Genomic DNA, 14291 nt, shown 5'->3' on the forward strand with positions numbered 1-14291 from the left:
CTCATGGCGAGGGATCATTGTCAAGGTTAAGTTGAGTCGTTCAATTTCCGAACAGCCTCTGCCCTATCGCGCACTAGGATGTAAAGCCCGCCGGCGCGCTCCCAGGCCTGTTGGAACAGCCCTTGTTGTTTCCTCTGCCTGCCGATGAGCGTTTTCGTCTCGATCTGGAACGCACGTCCCTTGCGAACACCGACCGCGTCACCGCCGCCGGGTAAACCGAAGTCGATCGGGCGTGCGTTCGCAAGTATCTTCATGCCGGGCAGGACGCGGATGTATTCTCCCGGCGGCACCTTGACCGGCTCGCCCTGCCAGGCAGTTCCGGTATTCTGTCGGTAGACGAAGGTGTCTGACATCGCGGACACATCAATGAGCGTGTCGTTTAGGATCGCGTGTTCGCTGGCATCGGGTATCAGCAGTTCGTCGAAATCAGGCATTTTCATGCTCCCGCTGCGGATTGATCGCGATCTTGCGAAGGTGGCACTGACGCTTTGCCCACTGGACCGGCCACTGGTAGTTGCGAGACTGCGCGAGCGACAGGAACTCGCGGTAGGACTTGCAGGCCCATTCCTCTCTCTTTCGTCGGTCCTGCATCGCCTTCTTGGCGGCCTCTCGCTCCAGTTTCGACAGTTTCCCGGCCGTTTCCTTGATCGGCGGCGGTGGCGCACGATGATGACTGCTGCAGCCGGGGCACTCTGGCTTGGCCGATGGGTAAATCTGGTAGCAGTTGAGGCACTGGGTGATCGAGGTCCAGTCCTTCTCCTTCGCGTCGCGCCGGGCAGCCGCGCCGTCTAGCGACCAGTCTCGATCGTCGTCGGGCAGCCCCAGCCCGCGACCTCCCAGATGAACCGGGATGGCATTGCCTGCGTGATCGCAGATCACGGCCCGCTTGCCTGGAACGTAGCGCAGCACGCGGCCGCACCACTGCAGGTGGTTGATCAGCGACTTTGTCGCGGCTCCGATTCCGAGGTAGCTGATATTTGGAACGTCATACCCCTCGCCGAACAGGTTGACGTTCACACCGATGCGGATGTCGCCGCAGCGGAACGCCTTGTCGAAAGCGTCACGTTCATCGTCTGGTGTGTCCCCGTCGACGTGCGAGGCCGGTATGCCCTCAGCACTAAAGGCTGCTGCGATGGCGCGCGAATGCTTACGATTCTGTGCGAAGACGATGCCCTGACCGCCGCCACCAAGCCGCAGATAATGCTCGACGATGCTACCGACCAGTTTCGGTCGATTGAGCACGCCCGCGGCGGCCTCCCGGTTGATCTCTGCACCGCTGGATCCAACACCGCTCATGTCTGGAATATCCGGGGCGAAGTAGTCGTATGGCGCGAGGTAGTGGTTCGCGATCAGCCACTGGGGTGAGGGGCCCTTGACGAGCACGTCGTACTGCTCGCCGAGACCTCGGCCATCAAGGCGCTCGGGTGTCGCAGTGAGCCCGAGGATGAATGCGTCAGGCCAATATTCGAGGATCTGCGTGTAGGTTTTCGACACGGCATGGTGGCATTCATCCACAATCACGAGGCGAGGCGGGAGTACGGCCGCCAGCCGATTGACCAGGGTCTGGACACCGGCAAGCAGCAGGGTTGCCTCGGGGTCGAACGGGAACTTGGATGCAACGAAGCTGTGCCCCAGGGCCGACGAGGTGAAGCGCTCCGAAGTCTGGCGGATCAGTTCCTTGCGGTGGACCAGGAACATTGCCTGCCAGCCTCGCAGAATCGAGGAGAGTAGGGCCGACAGGGCCATGACGGTTTTACCGCCGCCGGTGGGGCACTGCAGCAGGACGCGGCGATGGCCTTGGTGGAACAACCTCGCTACCTCGTCGAGCAGTGCGAACTGCCAGTCATGCAGGCCGCTGTCGAACAGGAACGGATCGAGCGGGCCATTGATCTCGGGCAGTGGGCAAAGCGTTGCCGTCGAGGCGTGGAAGTGAAGCAATCAGGCGGCCAGAGCAGCGTAGAGGATCGCCGAATGCTTGAAGATGCGTAGCGGCTTGACCGGGTCGATGCGCTCGGTGACACCGATGTCGACGAGGATCTGTTCGGCCTCTTCGATGTAGCGCTCGTAATCGATATCTCCCGGCACCGCATTGCTGTCAGGCAGGGTCATCAACGGGCGACATCCATCTGTCTTCGGCACCTTTTTGAAGTTCCCGGTTGTCGGGTGCGGGTCCTTGTAAAAGATCGGTGATCCACCGTGGGCCCAGTAATAGCGCACGACCTTGCCGAGGAACTCGCAGTGCTCGGCAAGACCTTGGATGGGGGATACCTCGGCGTCAGGCGGCAGGGCAGCCGGATCATGTGCCCAGACACCACCCCCCTTGACGTTGACCACGGTCACGAAGTCCCGCGCGTCGGCGCAACCTCGTATGTAGTCGGCGATAGGGACACCTTTGGTAAGATGCTCGACGACCGCATCGGCGCAAACGACGGCGTTGGGGTTCTTCGTGAGCTGGCCGCGGATGTCGCCTTCGCGCCACGGGTTCGACAAGGTTCCCTTGCGCTTGACCTTACCGCTCGATGTCACCGCGATGTAGGTGTTGACGGACTGGTTGTAGAGTGCGTCGTATTCGACCGCCTCGAGCATGAACCCCGTGTCCCGCTCCCAGGTCTCGATCACGTCCTTGATGTGCCCGGGCTTGAAGCGGTCCCCTTCCAGTCCTGACCACATGCCACGTGCGAAGCGGATCACCACGCCGTCGGTATTCGCCGAAACGACCTGCATGCCGGCAGCGGTGATCCGGTCGATCAGCATCAGGATCGACAACTGCCCCGTGAGGGTCGTGTAGATCATGAGGTGTGGCGCGTAGATCGTTGAATATGGGGACGAAGTCTTGCCGAAGACGCCGTTACCCACGATCTTTCGCCCTTCGACAGCCGCCTTGATGCGAGGCAGGTCATCCTTGGGGGTGTCGGGCGCCTTGAGCATGGGTTTGAGACGGTCGCGCTCTGCCTTGATCTCCGCATAGATCTCGCAGAATGCCGGACCGATCGCTGGCGGGTACATGCGCGAATTGATGATGATTTGGGGATAGAAGCCGGTCACATCGACATCGACCATCGCGTGCTCGTCATCGGATCGGACACAGCGGTTGGATTCGGTCGAGTGCAGCCCCCCGATTCCCATGGCGAATTCGGTCCCGCCGATGGTGATCCTCAGCCCGTCAAGCCAGGGAGGCAGGTCGACCTTTCCATTGCCCTGGATGACGAAGTCGGTCTCCCCGAGCTGCTCGAGGATCGCTTTCAGTTCCGGGTTCTCGAAATCGAGAAACGCGGGCGGGGTGTAGCGAAATGTCGTGCCGGCCTTGACCTGCGGGCGCTGCGGCCATTCGCCTGTCTTCTGCTTCGCGACGCGCTTGATGATCCCTTCGCCGATCTGCGAGTCCGATTTGGACATGAAATCGGTACCGTATTCGCGGGTCAGCGCCGCACGCAGCTCCATCGGCTCCTTGAGCGCATAGAGCAGGCGCTCGGTCGCCTCGAGATCGTTCCCGCAATAGGCGGTCGTCACCTCCATTTGGTCGGCCGTGAGCTCGACCTCGGGGTGATACGGCAGATCCTGCATGTGACGGCCATGGAGTCGTCCGTTGAGCGTTTTCAGCGAGGCAAACGCATTCGGCTGCGGCTCGATAAGATCCCAGTGATCGATCTCGCGCGGGATCGTGATCTGAAGGAGGTCTCCGACTTCCCAGTATTTTACCCGACCTTCGATGATCTGGTTACAGGCGGTCTTGAGGTCCGCTATCGAGGCGCCCTGGATGAAGTAGATCATCAAGGGCATGTCGAAGCCGAGGCCGTTGAAGGTCACGATCCGGTGATTGCGCAGGATCTGGCGAGCTCGCGCACGCTTCGCGTCGTCGTCGGCCCGGTCGGTGCGTGCAGACATTTCGATGGCCACGACCTTGCCGTCGTAGAGCCGCTTGAAGGCGATGAGGAAATAGTTGCGGTACACCTCGATGTCCGCGACCACGATCGGCTTTTCGCTGAACAGCGTGGACCCGCACAGAAGCTCGGATTTCACGCTCATGCGATCACCACCTCGTAACGTGAACTGACGCGGACCGCACCCCGGACACTTCCCGCCTTGCGCATATCGGAATTTCTCACCATTTGGTTGAAACCCCCGGCAGCCCGAAAACTGCCGGGAGCATTTCGATCAGTCGAAGTCGTCGTCCGACGAGCTTGATCCGGCCTTCGACGGGGCGTCGTCGTCATCGCCGAACCCGCCGTCTTCCAGCTCTTCGAAGTCGTCACCGCTGTCACCGCTGAAGTCGCGGCCGCCGCCGATGCGCTCGCCTTCTTCACGGCTACGGATCAGGTGGATCGCCGCGAAGATGCCGTTCCCGCCCTGCTTCTTCTCTTTCACAGGGTAGAATTCGATCTTCACGTCGGCGCGCACACCCGAATAGACCAGGTCCGCAATCTGGCCACGCAGTTCGAAACCCTTCTTCGGGTTCCAGATCCACTTCTTGGCTCGGCTCATGATCAGCGGGCGCTTGGGACGCTTCGACCCGCCCGGACCGTTGCAGGGCGTGATTGCGTAGTTGCCTTCGAAACCCTGGTAGATTTCGCCAGTCTCTTGGTTGACGCACTTCTCGCCCTTCTTGAACGACACGCGATCGGGCTTGTTCTCGAGGATGCGCTTGTACATTTCCGGGTTTTCCCAACCCTCTTCGCCGGCAGCGCGCAAGGCAGCAATCACCTTGGCCTTGTTCTCGTCGAATTCGGGCGTGTCGCTCTCGAGGAGCGGGACACAGCTATGCTTGGGGACGCCGTCGTCGGCGGTCGCCTTTGCCTCGTCGATCGAATCCGCGAACATGATGCGGATATTCTTCAGGACGACGACGCGCAGATCGTTATCGGTTGCTTCGGTCATTCGGTTGCCTCGTGGTTTCAAAGGTCGTCGAAGTCGTCCGCATCGACCCGGACGACCGCGGGACGTGCGTCTTCCTCGGGGACCAGCGAGAAGCCGGATTCGCCGGGCTTAAAGAGCCCATCCAGTTTCTCCCGGTCATCCGGTGAAAGGTGTTTGCAGAGCTGCTTCACGGTCTTGAGCTTGCGCGTGAACGCGTTCTCGCCGAGGATCGGTTCGACGACCTCGGCCGCCGCTTTTTCGTCGATCCACTTGTCGCGCGACCCCTTGCGGCTATCCTCGACGACCTTCAGCCCACCTGCCGGCAGACCGTCTAGGGTGTCCTCCAGCGCAGCCTCGTCGAGCTGCTTGAACCAGTATTCGATCCCCTTGCGGTGGCGCAGCAGATAGGCTCGCTGCTCGGGGGAGAGGGAGGTCGCCAACAGGTCGGGCTCGCTGCCGCTATCGACCTGGGCATCCGACACCTGCAGCAGGTTAAGACGCCAGTTATCGAACGTCGCGCAACCACCTCGGGCCTTCTTGCGTCGGCACCAGATGCAGGCCGCCTCGGATGCAGTTCGCGGAAGATTGTCGAACGTTTCAGAGACTTCGACGCAGCTCTTGATGTAGTTTCCGAGAACCTCAAGTTCATGCAAGTCGGTTCGCCAGAGGCCGCCACCACCCGGACACCGCGGCTGGTCGATACCGAGCATGAAACGCGGCGGCTTGTCAGGAAACTGGTCGCGGATCATCTCCCATACACCCAGTGCATAGAGCACGAGTTGCTTGTTGCGCGCCGGGATGACTGGTACGCCGCGACCCCATTTCAGGTCGATGAGGATCACCCACCATTCGCCGTCGATCTGGGCAATCACGACGCGGTCAAGCGTGCCGAACTGACCGGCGCAGGTCCAACGCGCGATGTCGACGCGCTGCTCGCCGTAGAAGGTTCCTCCGAACGAGCGAATGAAGTCGATCCCGGGCTGCAGGAGAAACGCATCCTCCTCGGACCATTCGAACGTGAAGCCTTCGACCGTCATGCGATGCCCGACGAAGTCCAGGGCATCCATGTCGAGACTGAAGCAGTTGTCACTGATCACGTGGGCAAAAGTGCCCTCCGCGGCCTGTTCGCTCGTATCGTCGGGCAACCCGTCGTTCGCAGCGACGTAGTCGAGGCAGCCGGTGTAGCCATCCGCGCGGGATGGGCCGTAAGGGCTGTGGGCGAGCTCGTCGCCGATGCGATCAGGATTGCTCATTGGACCTCGGTCGAACGCAATCGAAAACGACCGCCCTGCCGGGTTGGGCGCTGGGCAGGGCGGTCGCTTCGGGGGAGAGGATCAGTCGAAGTCGTCGTCGGAGGACGTTTCCGCATCGCCACCCTGGGCCGGGTCGCCGTCGAAGTCGTAATCGGCCTTGAAGTCGATCGCACTGACACCGAGGGCGCGCGCGCGTTCGACGAAGAAGATCGCCTGGCTCGCCGTCTCCGCGGACGTGACGAGCGCCGAGTAACCCTTGCCGCCGAAGTGCTGCGCCATACCCTTGAGCAGGTCGACACGCGCTTCGCGCTCTTCCTTGTCGTCGGTCTCGCCGGTCCAGTCTGCGATGAACTGCTTCATCTTGTCGACATCGGTTCCGATCTTCTTGGCAATCGCGGCAACCGGCGAGCTACTTGCTGCAGCGCCTGCATCGTCCGCCCCACGTGCCGTGGATGCAGCTTCGGCGGGTTTGTCCTTTTTTGCCTCGTTCGCCGGCTTGTCCTCGGCGGGCTTGTCCTCGGCGGGCTTGTCTTCGGCAGGCTTCGTGCGACTACGGCCACGGCCTCCGGAAGCCTTGGCGCCTTCCAGCTTCTCGATCGCGGTCTGCTGCCCTTCCACCACGCGCTCAAGAATGGCGGTGTTTGCTGCCAGTGCCGCCTCGAGCGCGGAGTTGCTCTTCAGCAGTTCTTCGATCTTCGATTCCAAACTCATCTCGTGGTCCTCTTTCGGCTGAAACTGTCGAGTCGATGGCCGCATATAGCCACACCGCGAAACCTGTTTCAACCTTTTAGTGATTTCTCCACTTTAGAGTTGATTTGAATCAGAGGGAGGCATAGGTTGCGAGCGAGACAAGGAGCTTCTTGATGACAGTGATGACCCGTGTACCGGGCCGCCCGGACTGGACTGCCGGCCCCCTCTACACCCTGCTCCTGGAGAGCCTTCCTGCCCATCTTACGCCCAGCGGAGTGCTTGACGTGCAAGGCCTCAAGTCTCTCGTCGGCAAGTCGCACGAAGCCATCTACAAGTGGCTGCGCCAGGGTAAGCTCAAACCCGCGAATGCACGGATACTGATCGAAATCGCCAACAAACCCGCCAATGTCGAGGCGCTGCGGGCCGCCGGGCGGGAGCCGCCGAAGATCGAGGATTTCCTGCCCTACTTCATCTGATTCGACAGCTAGCGGCGGCAGGGGTTCATGAGCGACAATTTCGACAATCGGGTAAAGGCCGCTGTCGCGCATCTGCGCCCGGCCGGTTTCGCGCTGCATTGGTTGCGCGCGCGCGACAAGGCACCCGTTCTGAAAGAGTGGTCTGAAAAGCCCGTTCTATCGGTCGACGCGCTGCTGGCTTCCCACCAGCCGCGCTACAACCTTGGTGTACGCCTCGGCAAGCCGTCCCAGCTTGGATGCGGAGGTTACCTCCACGTTCTCGATCTCGACATCCGCCTACCAGACCTTGCAGAAGAGGCATGGGACGCGTTCGAAACGCTGTTCCCCGATGTCGACCCCGACGATTTTCCGATGGTCCAATCGGGTTCAGGCGGGGAATCGCGCCACCTCTACTTTGTCTCGCCTCGCCCCTTCTACTCGCGCAAGCTCGCCGTCTCGGAAGGCAAGCACAAGCGCTTCGACAAGCGTCAGGGGCGCGATGTCTGGTCCTATGATTGGGAGATCGAGCTTTTCGGGACCGGAAAGCAGGTGGTCGTGCCGCCCAGCATCCACCCGATCAGCCGCGAGCCCTACGTCTGGCTCAACGAGCCGGACTTCGACAGCTTCGAACCGATCCCGTCGATCCCGGGTGCCATCATCGATGCGCTGAAGATCGCCGAAACTTCGACCTACGAATTCGAGACCCGCGAGCCGCTGTCGTTCAAATCCGGGCAGATGGAACGCGAACTCGATGCGCTTCCGATCGACCGGCTCGACGACTATCACGACTGGGTGACGCTCGGACAGGCGCTTCACCACCAGTTCGGGGGATCCGAGCGGGGTTTCGAGCTCTGGCTCGAGCATTCGCGGCGCTCGGACAAGTTCGATGGCGATATGCGCGCCATGAAGCGCAAGTGGCGAGGCTTCGGTAAGAACCGGCGCAAGCCGGTCACCATGGCCACGATTAGGGCATGGTTTCAGGAGGCCCGTCTCGAGCAGTACGTCTCGGATTTCGAAGACCTTGATGATTTCCAGGAAGGCGATAAGGCACCCGAAACGCCCGGGAAACCTGCTTCAAAGGGCGATTTCCGCGAAAGCGATGACGGCTTCGACGACCTCGACGAGCCTGCAGACGATTTCGACGATCTCGTCACTGCCGCACCTACTCGCGCGAAGGCTGAAGACGACGATGATCTCTCCGCATTCGACCTCACCGAGGAAGAGACTGCTGCGCAGGAAAAGCGCAAGGCAACGCTCGCGTGGATGTCGCTGCTCGCCACGACCAAGGACGGGGACGGTTTCGCGACGAACCTCCACAATGTCGAACTGATCGTGCGCAACGACGACCGCCTTGTCGGGTTGCCGGCACTCAACGAATTCACGCAGGAGACCGTGCAGCGCTCGGCGCCTGGTGCGAAACCCAAGAAGCGCGAAAACGCTGCCAAGCCGACGCGCCAGCTCGGCGGCCGCATCTGGGAAGTCGAGGATCCGCTCAACGGGTCGATCTGGTCATCGGCGCGCGATTACGCGATCCGTTCGATCCTCGAGGCGCCCCAGACACAGGGCGGGTACGGCATCAAGGTGACCGATCGCGACCTCAAGGCGGCGACGGTGCTCGCGGCCTGGGACAACTCGTTCCACCCGGTGCGCGAATACCTCTCGGGTCTCGAATGGGACGGCGAAGCTCGCGTGGACACGCTCTTCATCGACTACCTCGGCGTCGAGGACAATGCATACACGCGCTCGGTTGCGCGCTTGCTCATGGTAGCCGGCGTCGCCCGCGTCTACGAGCCAGGCTGCAAGTGGGACTATGCAGTCATCCTCGAGGGTGCGCAGGGCAAGGGTAAATCGACGTTCATCCGTTATCTGGGTAAGCACTGGTTTTCCGAACTGGAAGGCGACTTCCATAACGGCAAGGAGCTGGTCGAGAAGATGCAGGGCTCATGGTTGCTCGAGATGCCCGAGCTGTCGGGCTTCAACCGGGCCGATGTGCGCTCGATCAAGGCCTTCATCTCGCGCCAGGTCGACAAGGTGCGTCTGGCCTATGAAGCACGCGCCATGGAATTCCCGCGCCAGTGCGTCCTGATCGGATCGACCAATGATCGCGAGTATCTCAAGGACGATACCGGCGGGCGCCGCTTCCTCCCGATCGAATGTAACGTCGACGCAATCGACAACCGTCGCCTCAAGCGCAACGTCGACCAGCTATGGGCCGAAGCCTACGCGATCTATACCGCGATGCGCGCCGAGGAAACCGATGGCGACCTGCCGCTCTACCTCACCGACGAGCTCGCCGCGGCCGAAGCCGCCCGGCTCCAGGAGATGCGCCGCGTCGAGAGCGCGGACGACGCGCTGGTCGGCAAGATCGCCGCATGGCTTGATCGTCCGATCGCCACGGGCGGCTTCGACGACGAGGACGAAGGCGGTATCCGCAACGTCACCTGCCTTATCGAGCTCTGGGAAGGCATGGGCAACGACGCGCGCAGCTACGAACAGACCAAGGCCCAGGCGTTCGGTCGCGCGATGGCCCGTGTTCCCGGCTGGCGTTCGACCGGAAAGTCGCACAACTTCCCGGCGCCCTATGGCCGCCAGCGCTACTATGAGCGCATCGGATCGCCTGGTCGCCTTCAGCCGATCGGCAAGCCTGAGACGTAAGAAACCCCGGTCAGCGCGTGCTGCCGGGGCTGATTAGGGCTGGTATTTCAACGCGAACCGAATCTCTTGCGATAGCGGCTAGCAATAAATTCGGCGGCGGCGGTTTCTCCTGCCTCCGGAACTCCCAGTATCTGATCTTTCTGGCCGTAGCACATTGCGTACCCGCCATCCTTATCACCTTCGGTGGAAAACGACATCGTCCCCGCAAAGTCACCATCTACGGTGACGTACACACGCCTGAAACCAGCAGTGTGAACGCCATCATCCTCAAGCCACTCATTCTCGGCCAACGCCTCATCGCCGTAGATTTCGGCCGGGTTGTAATGGACCTTGATCATGCCGGTCTCCTCTCATCCTGCCGAGGGGGTGGTGTATCCAGCAGGCGCCTAACCTCGTCCATTTGGACCAACAGCGCATTGATCGCAGGTAGAGATTCCCGATACACGCCGACAAAGACAGGGTCTGCAAGATAGATGCGAATGTCCTGCGCCGCTTCGGCTAGAACGTCAGAAACCATTCCTCTCACTCCTCCTCTCGCGCGTAGCGTGCTGGCGAATGGTAACTCGCCTCCGCGACCCATCCGCAGCCTGCGATCCAGTCGACCTTGCCTGCGTAGACCGCATCCTCGACATTCGGCCCTACCTCTGTCCGGTAACCCGGGCAATCGGTCGTAAGCGAGCCCTCGGCGCCGCCGCACCTGGTGCAGCAGGCAAGGCCACCGTGACACAGGGCGCACCCGTAGCACTCCGCGCGGCTGCAATGGGCCCAGTGGTGACCGGGGAAGGGGATGATCTCAGCCATCCGATCCCTCCGCGATCTGGACCGTCTGCATCGTGCAGTTGTCGTCACAGGTCATGTCGGCCCATGCCTCCACAAACTCGTCGGTGACGATCCCGAGGGTGTTGTGCGCCCCTTTGCGGAGCTCGTAGGCCATCTGCCGGTCGGCGCAGATCACCCCCACGGCGCGATCCCCGCTCCAGGCAATGTGATAGCTCGATGTGTCAGGCGTAAACGGCGCGTCGAAGCGCTGGCGCGGTAGATCCCAGTCAGGCCCAAGCGCCTCGAGCCGGGAGGCCGGGAATACGTGCGTCATCCCTTCGCAGCCCGGGGCGATGCATTCGACCTCGCAATGCCAGGTCTTGCCATCGAGCTTCAGGCCGACCGCGATCACGACGCCGGGAAAACGGTAGCTGCGCGGCTCGGCACGCTGGACCCGGTCGCCGGGCTGCCACGGGCAGGGTGGGGTGGTGGTCATGGCTTGACACTCCAGCAAATTTGCACTGCGTATGATGTTGGCACGCGCGTCACCTTTCCTTCCCGCTCCAATCGTTTAAGCTGGCGCAAGACCCATGGCGTCTCGATTGAGTATCCATCCATAGCCAGCACGTTCCGCACTGCGTAGGTCATGGACCTATTCCCCCATTTGTGGACAGCGGCAAGGATCTCAGCGTCTGCTGGCGTATCCCTCATCACTCACCCTCCCTGTGTTTGGCGAGGGCGGCGCGGAGGTCGCGCATAGCGTCTTTCATTGTGACTAACGCGACATACGGAATCGAGGCGGATTCGCCATTGCGCCATGGCTCGCATTGGTCATGTGCAACAACGTACCTATCCGCCATGGCGATCCACGTCGCGACCTTCTCCCGCTCGGCAGAAAGTTCGCCCTCGAGTTGGGCGATGCGCTCAGTCTTAGGTGGAACATACGCAAACGGCAGCAATGTGCCTTCACCCTTCGAAAGAAGGTCAAGTATTCGCACAATCTCGGGATGTTCGGGAATGTCAGCGACCAGTTGTCCGACTACCTGGTAAGCCTCGGCAAGAAGGGTCCGGGCCGCAATGAGATCCTCAGATGGGCGAGAATTCCATGCGGTGATAGCCTCATCAATCGTGTTGCCAAGGATTTCCATACCGCATTTCCGGCACTCCACGAACGGGATGCGGTTTGGCCGATCAACTGCAAACCCCGGCGATTTGCAGTGGGTGCAGGGTTTCAATTCTTTAGACATCCGTAGCCCTCCCTTTACCCATTGGGTTGGCGCGGAGGTGATCGACATAGGCCAACAGCATGGCCCGCCCTTGCACTCCTTGTGCGTCATCACCTGCCGGGTGAATGTCCCAAATGTTCAGAGTGAAATGCAGCCATTCGTTCGGGTTTCGAGGCTCGCGCACACAGGCGTTCTCCCAGTCGAAGCCGGCCGCTCCCATGACGTAAAATCGTTCGCTACCGAAGAAAACCCTCCAGCGCTCCGCGTCCTCTACAAGTGCTTCCTGTTCGATTTCCGAGAACGCGGCGTCCGTCAGGCGCTCGATCGCCGTCCTCAGCTTTTCAGGGCCCATTGCGTCGCGGAAACCACGCTCGTCGAGAACCGCTTCCCCGTCGATGGTCAGCGTCCAGTCGTCGTGCTTTCCGATTGTGCCGTTTCCACCTCGGCTCGTGTGGACGGCGATGGTGATTTGGCCGGTCATGCTGCTGCCTCATCAATGTTGCCCCGGTGGACGTTGAACGACAGCGCGAAGACCCACGGGTTAGCTTGCCAGCGTTCTCCGGAGGTCGTTTCGAACCGGTCCCAGAGATCGGCAAACCATTCTCGTGCACCTGCGAGCATCGTCTCGCGACCCGATACGGGATCGGGTAAGATCGGGTAGCCTTCTTTGATGCAGTCCTCATGGCTGATTTCGTGGAGCCGTTGGACCCGCACCTCGGTGACCTCAAGCCACAGCCGAGAAAATCGCCTCCAAGGATCACCGGGATGTGGTCCAATAGCGGTCACCGCCAGAGGTTGCGGCTCGGAATACGGCTCGCGCACATAGAGTCGAGTTCCGACCTGATAGCGCCCGCTTCTCAGCGTCAAGTTGAGCAGTGTTTGCGCGCACTCGCGGTCCGACCTGTGACGGCAATCTCGAGACAGGCATGCACTGTTCTCCAGTTTGCGGATTGGCAACCTGGCTTGCGACTTCCGACCACTGTACAGCGCTAGGATCATCCTAGGTCGCAAATTCACTCCCACGTCACCCATCGTTCGGCTCCCTCGGTCGGATCCGCACTGCGGCACACGGTCCCTCGTGCCCAAACGATCGGGTGCAGCGCCAGCCTGTGGGCGAGGTGTCGCAGGCTTTCGGCACAGCGTGATTGACTGCTGGAATCTTCTCCTCATGGCGCACGGCGCGAAACAGCGTGGGCGTCACGAAGGTGTGCCCCCAGCGCAGCGTCCAGCCGTCCAGAAGGCACTGAAGTTCCGCATCGGCCTGCCGAACGTGCTCAGGCTCACCCTTGCGGTCGGGTTCCGTATTTTCAAAGTCGAACAGGTTGTCGTTCTCGAAATACTGCTCGCCGATCAGCACTTCGGCGCTGAAGCTCAGCTTTCCAGGAAGCGCCTCAACGATGCACCCGCCGTAACCGTCCAGTGCTGTGACTGCCTCTTCGCGGCTGACGAAGGGGCCACTCTGATACCATTCGTCATTTGTCCCGGCATACCAGGCCCAGGGTTCATCATCGGTAGCCGGATCTCCGGAAGGAAGCGAAACGAGGCTGCTGCGGATATCGGCATGTAGCGATGTGCCTTCCTGTGCCCGGCACGCACATCGGCTGCATCGATACGTCGTTGAGTATAGGTCACGCTTCCAGTCGTGCGGGGGACATTCGGTCATAGGTTTGCTCCTCGAAACGAGTCGAGAAGCGTTCTATCGCATCAACTATAAGTTGAAAAGACACTTTGTGCGTGCACAGGGTGAACAGGGTGAACAGGTCCATTTTCGGACCCTGTGCATAGATTCGTGCTGTGATTCCAATTGGTTAGGATCAAAAAACACAGGTGCACAGGGTTTTGGCCGTTTTCTATAGTTTGTATAGAACCCCTTTTTTTATTCGTCACCTCCATGGGTCTACCCCTGGGTTAATTTAAACACCCCTACTTTTCCATATAGTCTCTAACTACCTGTTCACCCTGTTCACCCTGTGCATACATCTGTTTTTAAACGTAAAATCGCGCACAGGGTCGGAATTGGACCTGTTCACCCTGTGTACGGTCACACTGCTGCGATCCTCCTGGGACGATATAGGACGCACTGGGAAAACCGGTCGCTATGCGTCTTAGCAAAGTTTGAAATCGCTCGAATATCGCGGCTCAGCGCTTCCCGCCCCAGGGCAACCCGGCAACAGGGACCCGCGAACCACTGGGACGCGCTGGGACGATACGGGACGCGCTGGGACGATTTAGGATGGTCTCGAGCCGCCCGAGGTGACCGCGAAGCCTAACCGCTGGGACGCGCTGGGACGCGCTGGGACGATACGGGACGCGCTGGGACGCTCGCGGGATTGTCACCGGTCGCGCTGGCACGACGGCGCGCCGCTTCGATCCCTGCCGGTGATACCGTGCAACCAGGT

At 60.9% G+C, this 14291-nt stretch carries 14 protein-coding genes; 2 read left to right on the plus strand and 12 right to left on the minus strand.

The genetic code is table 11. From position 1 onward, the window contains the following. Positions 1–26: 26 nt before the first annotated feature. The 6 genes from I5E68_RS09645 to I5E68_RS09670 all read right to left on the minus strand — a co-directional run bounded on the left by I5E68_RS09645 (position 27) and on the right by I5E68_RS09670 (position 6890). The gene (locus I5E68_RS09645; RefSeq protein WP_197163256.1) at positions 27–434 is read right to left on the minus strand and encodes a hypothetical protein; all 408 of its coding nucleotides are present in this window, start codon (positions 432–434) and stop codon (positions 27–29) included. Then, positions 427–1938 (minus strand): DEAD/DEAH box helicase, encoded by a 1512-nt coding sequence (locus I5E68_RS09650; RefSeq protein WP_197163257.1) that lies wholly within the window; start codon positions 1936–1938, stop codon positions 427–429. The genes I5E68_RS09645 and I5E68_RS09650 overlap by 8 nt, the downstream gene beginning before the upstream one ends. Continuing rightward, positions 1939–4026: a 3'-5' exonuclease family protein gene (locus tag I5E68_RS09655; protein ID WP_197163258.1), complete on the minus strand. Its 2088-nt coding sequence runs from the start codon at positions 4024–4026 to the stop codon at positions 1939–1941. Positions 4027–4155: 129 nt separating this feature from the next. Beyond that, positions 4156–4875, minus strand: coding sequence for an ssDNA-binding protein (locus tag I5E68_RS09660; RefSeq protein ID WP_197163259.1), 720 nt, complete (start codon positions 4873–4875; stop codon positions 4156–4158). A gap of 17 nt (positions 4876–4892) precedes the next feature. Then, positions 4893–6107 carry a DUF2800 domain-containing protein gene (locus I5E68_RS09665; protein ID WP_197163260.1) on the minus strand — a complete coding sequence of 405 codons (1215 nt, stop codon included), beginning with the start codon at positions 6105–6107 and terminating at the stop codon, positions 4893–4895. 81 nt (positions 6108–6188) lie between these two features. Further along, positions 6189–6890: a hypothetical protein gene (locus I5E68_RS09670; protein WP_197163261.1), complete on the minus strand. Its 702-nt coding sequence runs from the start codon at positions 6888–6890 to the stop codon at positions 6189–6191. A gap of 80 nt (positions 6891–6970) precedes the next feature. Here I5E68_RS09670 and I5E68_RS09675 point away from each other — a divergent pair, with 80 nt between their 5' ends. Together I5E68_RS09675 and I5E68_RS09680 are read left to right on the plus strand one after the other, a co-directional pair. Next, on the plus strand, positions 6971–7273 hold the full coding sequence (locus I5E68_RS09675) for a hypothetical protein (protein ID WP_197163262.1): 303 nt from the start codon (positions 6971–6973) through the stop codon (positions 7271–7273). A gap of 27 nt (positions 7274–7300) precedes the next feature. Continuing rightward, a complete protein-coding gene (locus I5E68_RS09680) occupies positions 7301–9907 on the plus strand; it encodes a VapE domain-containing protein (RefSeq protein ID WP_197163263.1) in 2607 nt (868 codons plus the stop codon). Positions 9908–9954: 47 nt separating this feature from the next. Here I5E68_RS09680 and I5E68_RS09685 read toward each other — a convergent pair whose 3' ends face one another. The 6 genes from I5E68_RS09685 to I5E68_RS09710 all read right to left on the minus strand — a co-directional run bounded on the left by I5E68_RS09685 (position 9955) and on the right by I5E68_RS09710 (position 13555). Continuing rightward, on the minus strand, positions 9955–10245 hold the full coding sequence (locus I5E68_RS09685) for a hypothetical protein (protein WP_197163265.1): 291 nt from the start codon (positions 10243–10245) through the stop codon (positions 9955–9957). A gap of 455 nt (positions 10246–10700) precedes the next feature. Then, complete coding sequence (locus tag I5E68_RS09690) at positions 10701–11162, minus strand: hypothetical protein (protein WP_197163267.1); 462 nt, start codon at positions 11160–11162, stop codon at positions 10701–10703. Positions 11163–11376: 214 nt separating this feature from the next. Continuing rightward, entirely contained in the window at positions 11377–11913 is a 537-nt protein-coding gene (locus I5E68_RS09695) for a Lar family restriction alleviation protein (protein ID WP_197163270.1), read from the minus strand. Further along, complete coding sequence (locus I5E68_RS09700; RefSeq protein ID WP_197163272.1) at positions 11906–12373, minus strand: hypothetical protein; 468 nt, start codon at positions 12371–12373, stop codon at positions 11906–11908. The genes I5E68_RS09695 and I5E68_RS09700 overlap by 8 nt, the downstream gene beginning before the upstream one ends. Beyond that, a complete protein-coding gene (locus I5E68_RS09705) occupies positions 12370–12759 on the minus strand; it encodes an ASCH domain-containing protein (protein WP_197163274.1) in 390 nt (129 codons plus the stop codon). The genes I5E68_RS09700 and I5E68_RS09705 overlap by 4 nt, the downstream gene beginning before the upstream one ends. Before the next feature lie 157 nt (positions 12760–12916). Next, on the minus strand, positions 12917–13555 hold the full coding sequence (locus tag I5E68_RS09710; protein WP_197163276.1) for a hypothetical protein: 639 nt from the start codon (positions 13553–13555) through the stop codon (positions 12917–12919). Positions 13556–14291: the final 736 nt, after the last annotated feature.

It is taken from the genome of Novosphingobium aureum, from assembly GCF_015865035.1.
GTDB lineage: Bacteria > Pseudomonadota > Alphaproteobacteria > Sphingomonadales > Sphingomonadaceae > Novosphingobium > Novosphingobium aureum.

What these genes read in the sequence shown, in the direction of transcription:
- I5E68_RS09645 (WP_197163256.1), bottom strand. Translation starts at nt 434, where the DNA reads ATGCCTGATTTCGACGAACTGCTGATACCCGATGCCAGCGAACACGCG.
- I5E68_RS09655 (WP_197163258.1), bottom strand. Translation starts at nt 4,026, where the DNA reads ATGAGCGTGAAATCCGAGCTTCTGTGCGGGTCCACGCTGTTCAGCGAA.
- I5E68_RS09660 (WP_197163259.1), bottom strand. Translation starts at nt 4,875, where the DNA reads ATGACCGAAGCAACCGATAACGATCTGCGCGTCGTCGTCCTGAAGAAT.
- I5E68_RS09665 (WP_197163260.1), bottom strand. Translation starts at nt 6,107, where the DNA reads ATGAGCAATCCTGATCGCATCGGCGACGAGCTCGCCCACAGCCCTTAC.
- I5E68_RS09675 (WP_197163262.1), top strand. Translation starts at nt 6,971, where the DNA reads ATGACAGTGATGACCCGTGTACCGGGCCGCCCGGACTGGACTGCCGGC.
- I5E68_RS09680 (WP_197163263.1), top strand. Translation starts at nt 7,301, where the DNA reads ATGAGCGACAATTTCGACAATCGGGTAAAGGCCGCTGTCGCGCATCTG.
- I5E68_RS09685 (WP_197163265.1), bottom strand. Translation starts at nt 10,245, where the DNA reads ATGATCAAGGTCCATTACAACCCGGCCGAAATCTACGGCGATGAGGCG.
- I5E68_RS09690 (WP_197163267.1), bottom strand. Translation starts at nt 11,162, where the DNA reads ATGACCACCACCCCACCCTGCCCGTGGCAGCCCGGCGACCGGGTCCAG.
- I5E68_RS09695 (WP_197163270.1), bottom strand. Translation starts at nt 11,913, where the DNA reads ATGTCTAAAGAATTGAAACCCTGCACCCACTGCAAATCGCCGGGGTTT.
- I5E68_RS09700 (WP_197163272.1), bottom strand. Translation starts at nt 12,373, where the DNA reads ATGACCGGCCAAATCACCATCGCCGTCCACACGAGCCGAGGTGGAAAC.
- I5E68_RS09710 (WP_197163276.1), bottom strand. Translation starts at nt 13,555, where the DNA reads ATGACCGAATGTCCCCCGCACGACTGGAAGCGTGACCTATACTCAACG.